The 17,101-nt window shown below is 61.6% G+C and carries 16 protein-coding genes; 3 read left to right on the top strand and 13 right to left on the bottom strand.

What is annotated here, in order from left to right; genetic code table 11:
• Position 1: 1 nt before the first annotated feature.
• The 10 genes from cobS to OGR47_RS06565 all read right to left on the bottom strand — a co-directional run bounded on the left by cobS (position 2) and on the right by OGR47_RS06565 (position 9,749).
• On the bottom strand, positions 2 to 775 hold the full coding sequence (cobS, locus tag OGR47_RS06610) for an adenosylcobinamide-GDP ribazoletransferase (RefSeq protein ID WP_165048421.1): 774 nt from the start codon (positions 773 to 775) through the stop codon (positions 2 to 4).
• Between the two features lie 54 nt (positions 776 to 829).
• On the bottom strand, positions 830 to 1,807 hold the full coding sequence (locus tag OGR47_RS06605) for a type II secretion system F family protein (protein WP_165048063.1): 978 nt from the start codon (positions 1,805 to 1,807) through the stop codon (positions 830 to 832).
• Between the two features lie 28 nt (positions 1,808 to 1,835).
• Positions 1,836 to 2,810 carry a type II secretion system F family protein gene (locus tag OGR47_RS06600; RefSeq protein WP_165048061.1) on the bottom strand — a complete coding sequence of 325 codons (975 nt, stop codon included), beginning with the start codon at positions 2,808 to 2,810 and terminating at the stop codon, positions 1,836 to 1,838.
• Positions 2,811 to 2,830: 20 nt separating this feature from the next.
• The gene (locus OGR47_RS06595; RefSeq protein WP_165048059.1) at positions 2,831 to 4,273 is read right to left on the bottom strand and encodes a CpaF family protein; all 1,443 of its coding nucleotides are present in this window, start codon (positions 4,271 to 4,273) and stop codon (positions 2,831 to 2,833) included.
• 44 nt (positions 4,274 to 4,317) lie between these two features.
• Positions 4,318 to 5,577, bottom strand: a complete 1,260-nt coding sequence (locus tag OGR47_RS06590; RefSeq protein WP_165048057.1) for an AAA family ATPase — start codon at positions 5,575 to 5,577, stop codon at positions 4,318 to 4,320.
• A 2-nt stretch (positions 5,578 to 5,579) separates the two neighbouring features.
• Positions 5,580 to 6,350, bottom strand: coding sequence for a CpaD family pilus assembly protein (locus OGR47_RS06585; RefSeq protein WP_165048055.1), 771 nt, complete (start codon positions 6,348 to 6,350; stop codon positions 5,580 to 5,582).
• Positions 6,351 to 6,378: 28 nt separating this feature from the next.
• Positions 6,379 to 7,860 (bottom strand): type II and III secretion system protein family protein, encoded by a 1,482-nt coding sequence (locus tag OGR47_RS06580; RefSeq protein WP_165048052.1) that lies wholly within the window; start codon positions 7,858 to 7,860, stop codon positions 6,379 to 6,381.
• A 53-nt stretch (positions 7,861 to 7,913) separates the two neighbouring features.
• The gene (gene cpaB / locus OGR47_RS06575) at positions 7,914 to 8,720 is read right to left on the bottom strand and encodes a Flp pilus assembly protein CpaB (protein WP_165048050.1); all 807 of its coding nucleotides are present in this window, start codon (positions 8,718 to 8,720) and stop codon (positions 7,914 to 7,916) included.
• Positions 8,721 to 8,912: 192 nt separating this feature from the next.
• Positions 8,913 to 9,419: an A24 family peptidase gene (locus tag OGR47_RS06570; protein ID WP_165048048.1), complete on the bottom strand. Its 507-nt coding sequence runs from the start codon at positions 9,417 to 9,419 to the stop codon at positions 8,913 to 8,915.
• Between the two features lie 165 nt (positions 9,420 to 9,584).
• Positions 9,585 to 9,749: a Flp family type IVb pilin gene (locus OGR47_RS06565; RefSeq protein ID WP_165048046.1), complete on the bottom strand. Its 165-nt coding sequence runs from the start codon at positions 9,747 to 9,749 to the stop codon at positions 9,585 to 9,587.
• 378 nt (positions 9,750 to 10,127) lie between these two features.
• Between OGR47_RS06565 and OGR47_RS06560 the strand changes: the two genes are divergently transcribed.
• The 3 genes from OGR47_RS06560 to OGR47_RS06550 all read left to right on the top strand — a co-directional run bounded on the left by OGR47_RS06560 (position 10,128) and on the right by OGR47_RS06550 (position 12,070).
• Positions 10,128 to 10,604, top strand: a complete 477-nt coding sequence (locus tag OGR47_RS06560) for a pilus assembly protein N-terminal domain-containing protein (protein ID WP_165048044.1) — start codon at positions 10,128 to 10,130, stop codon at positions 10,602 to 10,604.
• A gap of 203 nt (positions 10,605 to 10,807) precedes the next feature.
• The gene (locus OGR47_RS06555; protein WP_246729521.1) at positions 10,808 to 11,344 is read left to right on the top strand and encodes a TadE/TadG family type IV pilus assembly protein; all 537 of its coding nucleotides are present in this window, start codon (positions 10,808 to 10,810) and stop codon (positions 11,342 to 11,344) included.
• A 6-nt stretch (positions 11,345 to 11,350) separates the two neighbouring features.
• The gene (locus OGR47_RS06550) at positions 11,351 to 12,070 is read left to right on the top strand and encodes a TadE/TadG family type IV pilus assembly protein (RefSeq protein WP_165048039.1); all 720 of its coding nucleotides are present in this window, start codon (positions 11,351 to 11,353) and stop codon (positions 12,068 to 12,070) included.
• A gap of 210 nt (positions 12,071 to 12,280) precedes the next feature.
• Here OGR47_RS06550 and OGR47_RS06545 read toward each other — a convergent pair whose 3' ends face one another.
• From OGR47_RS06545 to hrpB, 3 genes are all read right to left on the bottom strand, one after another.
• Positions 12,281 to 13,780, bottom strand: coding sequence for a phosphomannomutase/phosphoglucomutase (locus OGR47_RS06545; RefSeq protein WP_165048037.1), 1,500 nt, complete (start codon positions 13,778 to 13,780; stop codon positions 12,281 to 12,283).
• A gap of 94 nt (positions 13,781 to 13,874) precedes the next feature.
• Positions 13,875 to 14,423: a retropepsin-like aspartic protease family protein gene (locus tag OGR47_RS06540; protein WP_165048035.1), complete on the bottom strand. Its 549-nt coding sequence runs from the start codon at positions 14,421 to 14,423 to the stop codon at positions 13,875 to 13,877.
• Positions 14,424 to 14,527: 104 nt separating this feature from the next.
• Positions 14,528 to 17,095 (bottom strand): ATP-dependent helicase HrpB, encoded by a 2,568-nt coding sequence (gene hrpB / locus OGR47_RS06535; protein ID WP_165048418.1) that lies wholly within the window; start codon positions 17,093 to 17,095, stop codon positions 14,528 to 14,530.
• Positions 17,096 to 17,101: the final 6 nt, after the last annotated feature.

The raw sequence follows: 17,101 nt of genomic DNA, 5'->3' as shown, positions 1-17,101 counted from the left end.
CTTATGCCGCTGAAATAGCCACGACCAGAGCAATCTCGGCAGCCTGCTGCGATGCGCCGAGCACGTCGCCCGTATAGCCGCCAATCTGTCGCTGGGCCAATTTGGTTACAGCAAGCGTCGCCGTCATCGCCGCTATCTGCGCGACGACAGTCTGGGCCAAAGTGGCGCCGAAAAGCCAGGGCGCCAGCGCGATGATGCTTCCGATTAAAAGAGCCCGCCGCATGGCCGAGGACGAAGGCGTCGGAGCCGAGGCGCCGGCGCCGTCGATCCGCGCGGGTAAAAGCGCGATCATCGGGATAAGCCCCACCGCCCGGGAGAGCGCCGACGCCGAGACTATGGCAAAAGCCGCCAAGAGCGCGCTTCGGTCGAGCGTCGCCGCTACCGCCACAACACGCAGCAGCAGCGATAAGCAGAGCGCGAGCGCGCCATAGGCGCCCAGCCGGCTGTCGCGCATGATGGCGAGTTTCTGTTCGCGCGTCGCGCCTCCACCGAATCCATCCGCGAGATCAGCAAGACCGTCTTCATGCAACCCACCCGTCGCCAAGGTCAGCGCGCCCACTGCACAGGCCGCAACGACAAGGCTCGGCAGATGCAGGAATACGCCTATCAAGACCACGCCGGCGCCGATAGCCCCGATAACGCCCCCCGCAAAAGGCGCAGCCCAGCTCACGCGCGCGAAATCAGGCATTGCGTGGCCGTCGTCTCCCAGGGGAACCGGAAGACGTGAATAAAACCGCAGACAAGCGCGAATATCACGGACAAAGGTCGAGGCCATGCGCGCTTCATGAACGAGGCGCCGCTTTTTGTCGAGCGCCTCGTCCATGAAGCGTCAGCCGGACGTCTGCATGACTTGAATCGCCGCGGGCGCCAGCACGACAACCATCAGCACCGGCAGAAAGAAGATGATCATCGGCACGGTCAATTTCGGCGGCAAGGCTGCGGCTTTCTTTTCCGCCTCCATCAGGCGATGGTCGCGGCTTTCCTGCGCCGTGATGCGCAGCGCTTGACCGAGGGGCGTGCCATATTTCTCGGCTTGGATCAGAACAGTGGAGATCTGCTTCACGCCGTCAAGACCCGTGCGCGCCGCAAGATTGGTGTAGGCCGTGCGCCGGTCGGGAAGATAGGAAAGCTCAGCCGTCGCGAGCGCGAACTCCTCAGCGAGCGGAAGCGATTGCGCGCCGATCTCCTGGCCGACCTTGCGAAAAGCGTGCTCGATCGACATGCCGGATTCGACGCAGATCAGCATCAGGTCGAGCGCATCCGGAAAGGCCTTTTGCATCGATTGCTGACGGTGGGCGATCGTATTGCTGATGAACAGCTCCGGCGCCTTGATGCCGAGATAGGTCGCCGCGAGCACGACGCCGACCTTGAAAAGCATACCCGTCTCGGGGTCGCTGAGGACAAGAACCCAAAAAAGCGCCCCAAGGAAAAAACCGATCGGAGTCACGAGCCGAAAGAACAAAAACGCAATCTCCGCCTGCGGCCCGCGAAAGCCCGCAGACGCGAGCTTCATTTTCGCGTCCTCCGTATTCAGCCATTTCGATAGGGAAAATCTATCGACAACATTCTTCATATAGGTCTTCGACTCGTGGCGAAGGCCCTTGATCTGCTGCTGGCTCTTTGCGGCCGCGCGTTCGCGCTGACGGATTCTCTCACGCTCGCTGGAGACGCTTTTCATACGCTTGGCGAGCGAGTCGTCGCTCAGCAGCGGCATGGCCAGCGTTATGATGGTCGCGATCACCGCAATCGCCGTCAGCGCGCTGACGAGGAAATGCGTGTTTGTGATCTTCTCTACAATCCCGTCCATCTCGCCGCCCTCGCATTACTATCTTTTTTCACATATCGAAATTGATCATCTTACGCATGATGAACACGCCCATAGCCATCCACAAAAGACATACTCCAATGATGATTTTGCCGATCGTAGTTGTGAACAGGATCATCATGTAGGACGGCGTCGTAAAAAACACCGCTCCGCCGACGAGGAAAGGCAGGCTGCCGATGATGCCTGCGGAAGCCTTTGCTTCGGACGACATCGCCTGCACCTTTCCCTTCATCTTCTTGCGATCACGAAGGACACCGGACAGATTTGACAGCGTCTCCGAAAGATTGCCGCCCGACTTCTGCTGAATGTTGATCACGATAGAAAAGAACGACACTTCGGCCACAGGAACGCGCTCGGTGAAGCGGTCGACTGCTTCGCCGAGCGAAAGACCAATCGCTTGAGATTCGACAATGCGTCGGAATTCGCTGCGAACCGGCTCCTGACCCTCCGACGCAATAATGCGGAAGCAATCTGCTACCGGCAGACCCGCCTTGACGCCGCGGATGATCACCTCAATCGCCCCCGGAAACTCGTCCACGAACTTCATAATGCGACGCTTGCGCAAGAATGAGAGCATCCAGTTCGGCAATCCGAATATGCCGACGGCGGCGGCGCCCAATGCGACGAGCATGTCGCCGTTGACGACGAACACCAGAAATCCAACAAGCAGCCCAAACCCAACCGACCCGGCAAGAAAAGCCGTTTTCGACCAGGTCAAACCCGCTTGGGCGATACTTTGCTCGAGCGTGACCCGCTGCTTCTTGTTGCGATCCTCGACTTCCTTCAAGCTGTCCGCGATCGCCTTGCGCCGCTTCGCCGGATCGCCGACTCTCGTGTTGGCTGCACGGTCAGAGGGGCCGCCGACCAAGGCCGCCTGACGCTTTTGGGCTTTGATATCTCCCGAGAGATAGGGATAGACGAAGGCGTACATCAGGCCCGCGACGGCGACCCCAATCAACGCCACGACAATAATCTGCCGATCCATACCCTCGCCCCTCAGCAAGTTTACTTTTCTAGGTCGTCGACTTCCGCGGCGTCGAGCGCGGCCGCGAGTCGTTCGTCTTCGCCATAGTACCGCGCGCGTTCCCAGAATCTTGGACGGCCGATGCCTGTCGAACGATGTCGGCCGATGATCTTTCCATTCGCGTCTTCACCGAGGATTTCGTAAACGAAAAGATCTTGCATCGTTACGACGTCGCCTTCGAGGCCGAGCACTTCGGTGATATGTGTGATGCGACGCGAGCCGTCACGTAAGCGAGCGGCCTGAATAATCACATCGATAGACGAGACGATCATGTCCCGGATGGTCTTCGCCGGCAGCGAGAACCCGCCCATGGTGATCATCGACTCGAGGCGGCCGAGAGCCTCGCGTGGCGAATTGGCATGGAGAGTGCCCATCGAGCCGTCGTGACCGGTGTTCATCGCTTGCAAAAGATCGAACGCTTCCGGTCCGCGAACCTCGCCGACGATGATGCGCTCGGGGCGCATACGCAGGCAGTTCTTGACCAGATCGCGCATCGTGACCGCGCCCTGCCCTTCGAGATTCGGCGGACGGGTTTCAAGTCGGACGACATGCGCTTGCTGGAGTTGCAGTTCCGCGGCATCCTCACAGGTGATGACGCGCTCGTCGCCGTCAATGTAATTCGTCATACAGTTCAGCAACGTCGTCTTGCCCGAGCCTGTGCCGCCGGAGATGAGCACGTTGCAGCGAACCCGGCCGATAATCTTGAGCACCTCGCCGCCTTCCGCCGAAATTGCGCCAAAGCGCATCAGCTGGTCGAGGGTGAGCTTGTCCTTCTTGAACTTACGAATTGTCAGCGCCGGGCCATCGATCGCAAGCGGCGGGGCAATGACGTTGACGCGAGAACCGTCGAGCAGGCGCGCGTCGCAAATCGGCGACGATTCATCGACACGGCGGCCAACCTGGGACACGATACGCTGGCAGATATTCATCAGCTGCGAATTATCGCGAAAGCGTATGTTCGTCAGCTGGATCTTGCCGCCGACTTCGATATAGGTCCTGAAGGCGCCATTGACCATGATGTCCGCGATATCGTCGCGGGCGAGCAAGGGCTCGAGCGGGCCATATCCCAGAACATCGTTGCAGATGTCGTCGAGCAGCTCCTCCTGCTCGGCGATCGACATCACGACATTTTTGATGGCGACGATTTCGTTGACGATGTCTCGGATTTCTTCGCGTGCGTTCTCCGGGTCGAGCTTCGACAGCTGCGCCAGATCGATCGCCTCGATCAGCGCGCCGAAGATGACGCTCTTCGTCAGATAATATTCTTCGGACTTCTTTTGCTCGGGCGCCGGAGCGGGGGCCGGGACCGAAGCTTCATAGCTTGGAGCCGCAGGCAAAGGCAGTTGCGGCTTGGCCATGGACGCAGAAGCCGGCCCGCGGGGCCGCTGCGCCATATCGCCGACACTCGTACGCTTTCCGAACATTGCCGATTATCCTTGGCCCGCGCTTAGGATGTTTTGGAAGATCTTCAGCTCGCCTTCTTGCGCACGAAATGTTCCAGCAGCGGCGCGAGCAGCGTTTTCTTGGCGCGCCGCACCGCAACGCGCCCCATCAGTTGCCGGGCGATGTCATCGAGCGCTTCGACGATTTTCGAACCCGCCTCGACCTCCGCGAGCATCTGGCCGTTATTCGCCGCCGTGCCGAAAAGCTTCGGCTCGAATGGAACGATGCCGACAGGCTCCACCTCTATCGCCTTTGCGAATTCCGCGATGGCGATTTCCGGGCGCCGGGGAACGCCAACCATGTTGAGCACGAGCCGAGGGGTTGGATCATTTACGCGCTGGGCGCGAAGCGCATCCATAAGCGTCTTCGCATTTCGCAGATTAGCGAGATCGGGCGAGGCCACGAGAACCACTTCGTCCGCCGCGACCAGCACGCGCTTCGTCCAGCCCGACCATTGATGTGGGACATCCAAGATCGAGCACGGCGTCGTCGATCGTAGAATATCGAGCGTCGCGTCGAAGGCCTGCTCCTGGAGATCGTAAAGGCGCTCCACAGTAGCCGGGGCGGCCAGAATGCTGAGCGTATCGCTACATTTCGACAGAAGGCGATCGACAAAGGCCGTATCCAACCGCTCCGGCGAGAACACGGCGTCTGCTATGCCTTGCGGCGGGTCCTGATTAAAATCGAGCCCCGCGGTGCCAAATGGCAAATCGAGATCGACGATGACGGTCTGGCACTCGAGCTGCCGCGACACCGACCAAGCAAGGTTGTGGCAGATTGTCGAAGCGCCGACGCCGCCCTTGACGCCAACGACCGCGATCAGTTTCCCAATTACTTCGGCGTGAGGGCCGTTATAGAGGTGCGACACCTGAGCGATGAAGGTGAGAACATCGAGCGGCGCCACGACATAATCGCTGACGCCGCGCGCCGTCAGCTCACGATAAAGCGCAATATCGTTTTCATGGCCGATGACCATCACCTTCGTTCCCGAGTCGCAAAACTCGGCAAGGCTATCGAGCTGCTCCGTCAGCACCGCCCGATCCGCGAAAGTCTCGAGGACGATCAGATTGGGAGTCGGGGCGGTACGATAGGCTTCGATGGCGGCGGCGATGCCGCCCATGTGAACCTTCACATGGGCTTTGCTCATTCGGCGATCGCTCGCCGCGTTTTCGATCACCTGCGCGACGTCCTGAGATTCGCAGAATCCCTGAATCGAAATCCGCGGCACCGGCGCGATCTGAGTCCCAGCGTCGCCATATGCGCGTTCGCTGTGCTTGTCGGACATGATTAGCTTCCTCCGCCGACCTGGCTGATGTCGGTCGCCTTGAGCCGCCACATTGTGCTTGGTTCTTCGCCGCGGCGCATTTTATTGATGTTGCGCATGCGCAGCTCGATATCAGATGGCGTTTCGCCGCGCGGATTGGCAAGATCCCGTGGATCGGCGATCTGCGCGGAGAGCGTCGCCTGCGAGGCGCAGCCAAAATTCCAATAGGTCTGGTTTTCCCAGCCGTCCACAGATGAACCCGACGCAAGATCCCTTGGCCATTCGCCGCAACGACCAGCGACCTTCGCTTTCAAGGATTGAAAAGAGAGACGGATGGGCGCGGCGAGCTTTGGATCGGTGACCGGGTAGGTGCCCGTGGTGAAATTTCCGCCAAGCCCCGCGAAAGCGAGCGCGCGGCGCACCGCATTCGCCTCCCCGGCGCTCGCAACAGCCGCAGGGCTTCCAACGGGAGTCAACATGGTGATCTGACCGTGTCCAAATTGCCTGTAACGCGCTGCGAATTCGTTGATGCGTCCCTGCGTGTCATTGTCGATCCGACCGTGCAGCGACGAGGGAAATATATCGAGAACCTGCGGCGCGTCGCTCAGCACGACAGGATGCCGGTCATGATGATCGTAAGGCGTCACCGGGGGCGGCAAGGTCCGCTGAACCCCACAGGCGCCGAGAGGCGCCGCAAGAAGCGCCGCCAAAATCCCGCTGAGGCGTCTCGCGCTGGGCCCGGATTTCTGCGCGAAGACGCCGGGGGCCTTCGCAGTCTGCATCTGCATGGACATATTTTTCATCCCTCGCGGCCGTCGCGCGTCAGTCGTGAATGAAGCCGATGCGACCCTTGAAGTTCTGCATCATTTGCGGATTGCTGCGGGTCGAATAAATGCGGTTAACGCGCCCCAGCAACCAGGCCTGCGGGTCCGACGCGTCGGCGAAACCGTCATCGGGTCTCGAAATCTCCTGCTGGGTAAGCGCGCGCGCAGCATAGGGCGTGACGATGATGAGCAGCTCCGACTCGTTGCGCTGATAGTCGCGGGATCGGAATAGCGTGCCGAGAATGGGCAGGTTGAGAAGACCCGGAACGCCGTTTATCGCTTGCTGAGTGTAATGCGAGAGCAGCCCCGCAGTGGCGATCGAGCCTCCCGATGGTAGCTCGACCGTCGTTTCATTCTTGCGGCTCTTGAAACCGGGAACGGTCACATTGGCGTAAGTGTAGGAATTCTGCTTGTCGACCTCGGTGATTTCGGTCGACAGCCGCAAGGAGATTCGCCCCTCGGAAAGCACGACTGGAATGAAGTTCAACGACACGCCATAGGGCTTGAACACGATGCCGGGGTTCACGCAGAAGCCGCTCGACGTCGCGCCGCAGGACCCAGGCACGGGAATTTCGCCGCCGACGAGCATTTTCGCCTGCTCGCCCGAGATTGCCGTGACTGTCGGTTCGGCGAGGATGCGCGACACGCCGTAACGCTCGAACGCCTTCAGCGTCGCGGCCGTGTTGTTGGGTCCGTTGATCGTAAGGGCGGTGCCGCTCAATCCGCCGTTCACGGCGAAGGGATTTTCCTGCACGAATTTGCCCCAACCGCCATTCAACAGCAGATCGCCACCCGCTTGCGGCGAGAAACCGAGCTGCTTTATGACGTTTCGGTTGACCTCGGCGACAGTGACCTTGAGCATCACCTGCTCTTCGCCGCGAATGGTCATCGCGTTGACGACATATCCATCGGCCGCCGAGGCGCCGCCCTGCACGGGAGACGAAGCTGCGCCTCCCCCGCCCGACGAACCCATGACCCGAGAGGCAAAGCCTTTGGCGATATCCACGGCGCGCTGAGCTTCGCCGGCGGAACCGACATTGCCGGTGAGAATAATGACGTCGTTGACGGTGCGCGCGATGATGTTCGACTTCGGCAACGCCGCTTTCAGCAGAGGCATCAATTCTCCAACGTCGCGCCCGACGCTGATTTCGAGATTGGCCACCTGCCGCCCGTTCGCATCCAGCCCGATGACAGTCGTTTGGCCGTTTTCACCGCCAATCAAATATATCTTGCGCGGCGTGCGAACGACCGCGTCGGCGACTTTCGGATTGCCGACGATCACCTCGGAGACATCGCGCGGCAAATCGACGATCATGGATTTGCCGACGCCCATCATGATGCGGCGCGAAAGCGTGGCGCCGCTATCCAATTCGATTCCGCCTGGAAGCGGCCCCTGCGCCAATGCTGGCGCGCCGGCGCCGGAGATGATCGCAATCGAGGCCATTGCCGCGCCGATCAGATTATGCGTCAAACGGCTCATGGGCGCTCCGCGAAAAGTTGTTGGAACAGGGCCAAGGCTTTCATCGAGGGCGCTCACTTCATTCGAAGATTTGTTGAGACGCCATGCTTGACGACCGTCAAGCTGTCCTCGACCGAGCCGTCGTTTGGGGCTTCGGCCGACGCATCCTTTGCAATCGCGTCGGTGATTGGTCGTAGGGTAAGGACGAGCTGGCCCGTGCGCTGAGCGAGCACGACGAGCTCGGCCTGATGGGGATCGAGTTCCAGAGTGGCCGTCGAACCGGTTACAACGGGCTCCGAGCCTTTTTTCTCGATGGTCTGGCCCATCGCCAGGACCCGCACATTGGAAAGGACGACCTCCGAGCCATAGACCTCATGCCCCAGATCTTTTGTGGCCTCTACGTCGCGATAAGTGCGGATGACGTCGACACGATCGTTGGGAAGGATGAAGCCGCCGGCCGTGTTGTTGAGCGTCACATCGATGGCCACGGCGCGCTTTCCGGGCGCCACCATGGTCGACATCAGACCGGCAGTAACGCCCTTGACCAGGCGCTCCTTGCGCACAGGCTCATTCGCGGAGACGGGGATACGCACATAAGAGGATTTCACATCCTCTTTGGCGTTCGGCGCCGCGCTTTTCGTCAGTGCGCCCGGAGGAAGAGCGGCAGTTGGCCAATCGACCCAATTTGTGTCGGCGTCGGCGATCTCCGTCCCGTAAGGAAGATCGCGGGCGGCGACGAGCACTTGATCGACGTTGACCGGCGGCGGAGGCGCTGCGACTTCGACGGGAGACGAGGGCGGGCTGGAGGCGTTCATCATCATGAACGCCGCGCCGCCAGCGGCGACCGCGACGGCCAGAACTACGATTTGTGCTTTATTCATCGTGCCGAATCCAACGCCCCGCCACACCGCGGTTGGTTGAAATTCAAGCGCAGAAAAGTCAAATTAGGGTTAATTAGTTCTTACGAGATTAGTATTTTTCGCGGTTTAGCCTCTGCGAGGAGGCAAATCCTCATGCAACTTGTTTGCAGAGAGGTAAGAGTGTTGGCGCGGACGCCAATCAAGCGTGGACGATTACAGCCCGCCGAGGCGGCTCCAGAGCGCGGTCTGCGGATAGATGAGCAGGCCGGCGATCGCCAGCGCGATTCCATAAGGCACGCCATTCGTTTTTTCGGCAAGACGCGCGATGAATTTTACGGCGAGCAAGCGGTTGGGCAGCTCGTTCCAACGCATGATTAGGATCACGAGGGTGAGCGCGCCGCCGGCAATGGATGCGATAAGGCCATAGTCGAGCAGATTCTCCCATCCGAGCCAGAGCGCGGTCGCCGACGCGAGCTTGGCGTCGCCACCGCCGACCCAGCCGCGCTGAAAAAGCACGAAAGTCAGCGCCAGAACGGCAAGCCCGCAAGAGACATGCACCGCAACCGTGTTCCAGGAAAGCGGGATATAGGCCGCGAGAGCGAAATAGACGACGATGAGAATGAGCGAAACGCGGTTCGGGATCGTCATGGTGAAAAGGTCGGAGAAGGCCGCAAAGATCATCAGTGTCGGGAAGATGATGAGTGCGGCTGTCTCGATCATGTAGGTCCTGCCTGGAATCGCAAGGGAGGGCGTGTGAAGGCGCCGCGGGCAAAATTATGATTGAACCATTAACCTGCCGTTAAGCACGCAGGAGGAAATATACAGCTCGAAACGACGACGGCCCCGTCGCGGGGCCGTCCCCAAGCTTCCATGAGAAGGAGGTCGTTAGGCGAGGTTGCCGGCAACCTTCGAAAAGGTTCCCGAAAGCTTGGTGCCGAGGGTCGTGATTGCGCCAATGATGACGACGCCGATGAGCGACGCAATCAGGCCGTATTCGATCGCGGTGGCGCCAGACTCATCCTTCACGAAACGCGCGAAGATCTTGTTCATATTCCCTGCTCCGAATTGTTTTTCCCGATCCGTCGAGCCGCTCCGTGTGTCTTGGCTCGAGCGAATAATTGCAAGCTACCCTGCAAACCTTTCAAGTTCGTTGATCGCATTCGGAGCGTAGCGCCATGTTTTTGTTTGCGTCATTGGCGTGAAGACGCCTCATCCATTCGCTTGTTTAACCGAGAAAATTCTAGCTTCTTTCGTCGTTGTTCGCATGCCTCGGATCTCGGATTGAAATCGATACATTTTTAGCGATCCCTTCACCATTAGCTGGTTTAGTTGATCAGCGGAGCCGCCTCGCTTTTTCGTTCACCCGAACAGCGCGGAAGCCTCCAGCCCGCGGGAAGCCGCCGACAGGCCCGCTGCATGGTGAACCGAATGAATCTGTCTCTGCTTCTCTTGCGTGAGGCTTTGCTTGTGATCGTCAGCGTCGCAGGATTTCACGCGGCAGCATCGGCCGCGCCCGCCGATGACCGCGCCATTCGCGTGGACATCGACTATGCGCGTATCGTGAAGATCCCCCAAGGCGCGCAGACACTGGTGATCGGCAATCCGCTGATCGCCGACGTGACGATGCTCAAGAACAGCCCGCTCATGGTCATCACGGGGAAGAGCTTCGGCTCGACGAATCTCATCGTTCTCGATCGCAGCGGCGCGCAGGTCGGCGAGTCTATCGTCACTGTCGTGCCCTCGGAAGACAAGATCGTCGTTCAACGAGGGCTGCATCGCGAGTCGCTCTCCTGCAATCCAAGATGTGCGAAGGCCGTCGATCTGGCGGATGACGTGCAATATATGAATACGACGATCGACGCGGTTAAGGCGCATGACGCCGCCGCGTCGTCTGCGCGTCGCTGAAGTGGGCTACGGAAGCCGTAGCCAAGAATTCGATCGATACAGACCGCAACAGCGAAGATTTCGTAACGGGTCGGAAACCCTCAGGCGCCAGCTTGTTTCGAAGGAACGCGCTGGAAATAGAGATGGCGGCTCGCTTGACGAACAGACTCATACGATACGCAGTGCGACTGGCGCCAAAACGCTTCCTTGTCGACCGCAGGGGCGTGACCGCCGTCGAATTTGCGATGATCAGCGTGCCCTTCATCGGGCTCATCGGCGCCATCTTCGAGACCGGCACAGTTTATTTTCGGACCGCTCAATTGCAGATGGCAACCGAGATGGCAAGTCGCGCAGTGCTGACGCATAGCACGGCCGCGAATCTGACCTACCAGCAATTTGTCGATCAATATCTCTGTACCTGGCAGGCCAGCGGCGTGGTCAAGCCTGGGACCTTGTCTACCATGTTCGACTGCTCGCAACTTATGGTCGACATCAGCAGTCCCACGAGCTGGGCGACCGCGAGCACCGGCAACACCTTTACTGCGGCTCCCCGCTCGACCACGATCACAATGCCCACTGCCGGACAAATCGCCATCGTCCGTGTCGTCTATCCGACCTCGGTGATCATGGGCTTCCTGGGCGGCAGCACGCTTGCCGGAGGCGGCGGCTTCTCGCAAATCCGCAATGGTCAAACCCAATATAACGGCGCCTGGAGCTATATGATCATGGGGATCGCCGCATTCCGTGTCGAGCCAGGATAATTGACGATGCGTATTAGTGGAAACAGCCGCCGGCCAAATCTCAACGACAGCGGCATGGCGGCCGTCGAGTTCGCCTTGATCCTGCCCCTGATGCTCGTGATCTATATGGGGCTCGTCGAATTGTCGCGCGGCATGCGCACCTCTCAGAGGCTAGATCTCGTCGCGCACACGCTCGCCGATCTGACGGCTCAAAAGATCGATTGCCCGAATCCCGCGGCGGGCAATTCCGCTACGACTTGCGCAAGCGGGCAAGCGGGTTTGAGCGAAGCGGACATCACGTCGATCTTTTCGGCTGCGAATGTGTTGATGGGGCTGCCAACCACCGACACGTCTATGAAAATGACGATTTCCGAGGTGAACATCACCGCGGTGACGGCAACCACATGGCAGGGGAAAACAAGCTGGTCGGTCACCCGCAACGGCGCGACGGCGCGCCCCTGCCAGGTTCTCTCGCCGGCGGATGTGGCGCCCGTGTCCGTCACGACGATCCCGACGAGTTATGTTCAGGTCACGAATGGCGTCAATCCGACCACGGGGCCGATGATCGTCGCCGACGTTGTCTACGCCTACACGCCGGGCGTGCATTTCGAGATGTTCAAATGGAGCTCGTCGCCGACCTGGGTCATGCAGCGAACGAGCTATGGGCCTGTCCGCAACACATATTCACCCCCTCACATTCAGTATTACATGACGTCGGGAACGAATTGTAACGGCTCGACGCCATGATGCGATTTCCGTTGGAAGGCTTGCTAGCCGAATCATTCCCGGCGGGCTGAAAGCCCGCCGGGAAATCCAGTGCCAAAATGCGCTAGTTTTGCTCTCGATTCCCGATCACTCGATTCGCGAGCGTCGGGAATGACGGCAGACCAAACGAAGCCGATTCCATCAATTAAAAAAGGCGGGCGTGCGAGCGCCAGCCTTTTGGTGGCCGGGTGATCAAATCGTCTGATTATAGGCGCCGACTTCAGGATTTTCGCGAAGGATAGCGTCCACCGCGCCGAACATTTCGCGCAGCTGCGTTTCCGACGCCGGGCTCTCGACCACGACAACCAGCTCCGGCTTGTTGGACGAGGCGCGCACCAGCCCCCATGTGCCGTCAGCGACGGTCACGCGCACGCCATTAACCGTCACAACATCGCGGATCGGCTGGCCGATGAGCGTCTCGCCACGCGCCTTCATGGCTTCGATGCGCGCGGTCACCTTTTTCACGACCTCATATTTCTTTTCGTCGTCGCAATGCGGCGACATGGTCGGCGAGCCCCAGGTCTTCGGCAGGTCGGTGTAGAGATCAGCCATGCTCTTGTCGGGGTTGCGGTCGAGCATCTCCAGAACATGCACGGCCGTTAGCAGCCCGTCGTCATAGCCGCGGCCGATCGGCGCGTTGAAGAAGAAATGACCCGACTTCTCGAAGCCGGCGAGCGCGTTGAGGTCGTTCACGCGGCGCTTGATATAGGAATGGCCGGTCTTCCAATAATCTGTGTGCACGCCGCGCGACACGAGTTCGGGGTCGGTCGCGAAGAGGCCCGTCGACTTCACATCCACGACGAATTTCGCGCCGGGATAGACCTTGGAGAGATCGCGCGCGAGCATCACGCCGATCTTATCGGCGAAAATCTCCTCGCCATTGTTGTCGACGACGCCGCAGCGGTCGCCGTCGCCATCGAAGCCGAGCCCGACGTCGGCGCCCGTCTCGCGCACCTTATGCGCGATGGCGTGCAGCATCTCCATGTCTTCGGGATTGGGATTGTAACGCGGGAAGTTATAGTCAGGCTCGACGTCGAGGGGTATCACCTCGCAACCCAGACGTTCGAGCATCTGCGGCGCGAAGGCGCCGGCCGTGCCGTTTCCGCAGGCGGCGACGACTTTCATCTTGCGCCCAAAGGCCGGACGGCGGGTCAGATCGTCGAGATAGCGCGCGCCGAAATTCTCGATGAAGTGGTACGAGCCGCCGCCCGCTTGCCGGAACTTGCCGGACAGCACAATCTCTTTCAGGCGGCTCATCTCGTCCGGTCCGAAAGTCACGGGCCGCTGCGCGCCCATCTTCACGCCGGTCCAGCCATTGTCGTTATGCGATGCTGTGACCATGGCGACGGCGGGGGCGTCGAGCTCGAATTGCGCGAAATAGGCCATGGGCGAAAGGGCGAGGCCGATGTCGCGCACACGCACGCCCGAGGCCATGAGGCCGGCGACCAAGGCGAGCTTGATGGAGGAAGAATAGGCGCGATAATCATGGCCGGTAACAATGTCCGGCGCGACGCCCATTTCGTGGATCAACGTGCCGAGACCCATGCCGAGCGCTTGCACGCCCATCAGATTAAGTTCGGGCCCGAACAGCCAACGCGCATCGTATTCGCGAAAGCCTGTCGGCTTCACAAGAGGCTTTTGTTCATATTCGAAAGTATTTGGAGTCAATGCTGAAACGGGCTTGGGCAGCATGGGTGGTCCTTGCGAGCTAAACGACGGCGCTCCCTTTACACCGTCCCGCCGCGCCGGCCAAATTTTCCTCATCCCCCAGACCGTTAAGCCTAAGCTATTGCTGCAGCACCAGCGCTCCCGATTCCACGGAGAAGCGCGACAGTTTGGAGAGGAAGGCCATGCCCAAGAGGCTCCCTGACAGCGCGCCGCGCTCGCCGACCACCGCCTCTACATTATGAACCACGATATTGCCGATGCGCACGTCGTTGAGGGTTGCACGCGCCACATGGGCGACGCCATTTGCTGTGTTGACCTGATACTTATAGTCCGCCGGCGCCGGAAAGAGACCGGCGGCAGAAGCATCCTCATATGAGAGCGCGACGAGTGTCGCGCCGGTATCGACCATCATGCCAGAGATGCGGGCGCCATTGATTTCGGCGTCGGTCGAGAATTGCCCTCTCCGATCGGCCGAGATGCGCATTTCTCCCATGCGCAGAGGGAGCGCGGCGCGCGTGGGCGCCACAGTCTGAGCGACGGGCCGCGGCTTGGCGTTCTGCGGCGCAACGTCTGCGCCCAAACGAGGACCAAGACGCATGAGCACATTCGCCGCGATCACGCTGACGACCACTGCGATCACCGCATATGAAACTTGCTTTCCGAGCATGACGCCCCCTGGCGTGCCGATGCGAGCTGGCGAATAGGCCTCGCGCCATCGTCGGGACAAAAGTTTGCGAGCCTCTTAAACGGCCGGCAGGAGTCACGGGTTTCCTATGTTCCTCGCGGCTTCGCTCGCGTGGTCGGCAAGGCTTTGGCCGGCTCGTCCGGCCAAAGATGGCGCGGATAGCGGCCCTTCATCTCTTTTTTCACGTCGTTCCACGAGCCCGCCCAAAAGCTCGGCAGGTCGCACGTCGTCTGGATCGGCCGATGCGCTGGCGAGAGCAGCTCCAATGTCAGCGGAACCCGGCCGCGCGCCAGCGCCGGATGCTGCGAAAGGCCGTAAAGCTCCTGCACCCGCACGGAGAGCAGCGGCCCGTTGGGCGCGGCGTAATCGAGCGCATGGCGGGAGCCCGCCGGCGTCTCGAAATGCGTGGGCGCTTCGGCGTCGAGGCGGCGCATGAGATCATAGGGCAAGAGATGGGTAAGCGCCGCGTCGAGATCGCCCGGGGCGATGTCGCCCAGCCTGACGCGGCCGACGATGTAAGGCGCGAGCCACGCCTCGACGCCTTCGGCCAGCGCCGCGTCCGAGACGTCGGGCCACTCCTCACCCTCCGCCCGGCGCAAGAAAGCCACGCGGTCGCGAAGCTGCGTCTGACCCTTGGTCCAGGGCAGGCGCGAGACGCCGAGCGCGGCGATCCCCCGCGCCAGCGCCCGCGCGCTCTCCTCGTCGGCCTCGACGGAGAGGTTCTGCTCGCTCAAGCGGATCGCGCCGAGGCGGCGAAAGCGGCGCCGTCGCAGGCTTGCGGTCGCAGGGTCGAAGACTGTCTCGTCGCGCGCCTCGATACGCGCGCCGGCGATTCTCTCCACCTCCTCCGCGTCGAGGGCGCAGGCCGCAAGAATACGCGCCTGGGCCGCGCGGCCCGTCAGCTCTGCGACGGCGAGAAAGGGCGCGCGCGACAGTGGGTCTTCGACCGGAAGGCTAGCGGCGCGGCCATTGGCCATGAGGAAATCGCCATTGGCCCCCCGCGATTTGGCGATGCGGTCGGGATAGGCAAGCGCAATGAGGGCGCCGTCGGAGAGAGGCGCGGCGGTGGCGTTGCGGATAGGCCCCCTCCCTGTCCCTCCCCCGCTCTCGCGGGAGAGGGAACGCTCGCGATCAGCACTGCCACACTCTCGATGAAGGCCGCGATCTGCTCCCTCTCCCGCTTTAGCGGGGGAGGGTTGGGGAGGGGGCAAAGCCGCCTTCGCCATCCTCGCCCAATTTCCCGCCAACCTTCTCGCGTCCTTCGCCCGCTTCGAGCCATCCGACTGCAGCCGGTCCAGCCGATGCGACAAATCCGCGTCATTCCCCCCGAGCCCGCGCTCGGACAGCAGCATGGCGAGCTCCGCAGCCCGCTCGGCCTCCCCATGGCGCGCCGCCTCCAGCACCATGCGCGCAAGGCGCGGCGGCAGCGGAAGCGCGCGCAACGCCCTGCCCTCTTCCGTGAGCCGCCCATCGGCGTCGAGCGCCCCAAGCTCCTGGGCCAGCGCCACGGCTTCCTTCCAGGCCGGCGCCGGCGGCGGGTCGAGCCAGGCGAGCTGACCCGGATCGGCCACGCCCCAAGCGGCGAGATCGAGCACGAGGCTCGACAAATCAGCCGCCAATATCTCAGGCGCGGCGAAGGCGGGAAGCGACGCCGTCTGCGGCTCGTCCCAAAGGCGGTAGCAAACGCCCGGCTCCGTGCGCCCGGCGCGGCCGCGCCGTTGATCGACGCTGGCGCGCGCGGCGCGCACCGTTTCGAGGCGCGAGAGGCCCAAATCCGGCTCGTAAAGCTGCACGCGCGACAGGCCGCAATCCACGACGACGCGCACGCCTTCGATGGTCAGCGACGTCTCGGCGATGGAGGTCGCGAGCACGACCTTGCGCCTCCCTGGAGGCGAGGGCGAAATGGCGCGGTCCTGCTCGCCGCGATCAAGCGCGCCATAGAGCGGCGCGATGTCCACGTCCTCCAACCGCGCCTCTGCAAGGCGGGAGGCAGTCCGCAGGATCTCGCCCTGCCCTGGCAGAAAGGCCAGCACCGAGCCTTTCTCCTCATGGAGGGCGCGCAGCACGGCGCGGGCGACGGCGTCCTCCATGCGCTCATTGGGATCGCGGCCCAGATAGCGCGTCTCGACATTGAAGGCGCGCCCCTCGGAGACGACCGTCGGCGCGTCACCCATCAAGGCGGAGACGCGCGCGCCGTCGAGCGTCGCTGACATGGCGATAAGCCGCAGATCGTCGCGCAACCCCGATTGAGCGTCGTGCGCCAGAGCGAGGCCCAAGTCCGCGTCGAGCGAGCGCTCATGATATTCGTCGAAGAGCACGCCGGCGACGCCATCGAGCGCCGAATCGTCGAGGATCATGCGCGCGAAGACGCCTTCGGTGACGACTTCGATGCGAGTCTTGGCCGAGACCCTGGACTCGAGCCGCATGCGCAGGCCCACGGTCTCGCCGATCTGCTCGCCAAGCGTCGCCGCCATGCGGCTCGCGGCGGCGCGGGCGGCAAGGCGGCGCGGCTCCAGCAGGATGAGCTTCCCGCCCCTCGCCCATGGCGCGTCGAGCAGCGCCAGCGGAACGCGCGTGGTCTTGCCGGCGCCGGGCGGCGCGACGATCACGAGATTAGGAGAGGCCGAGAGCGCCGCCCGAATATCGGACAGCATGGCGTC

Source organism: Methylocystis sp. MJC1 (assembly GCF_026427715.1).
Classification (GTDB): domain Bacteria; phylum Pseudomonadota; class Alphaproteobacteria; order Rhizobiales; family Beijerinckiaceae; genus Methylocystis.
The sequence above is the reverse complement of the archived record's forward strand: the minus strand, read 5'-3'. Positions and strand labels throughout refer to the sequence as shown.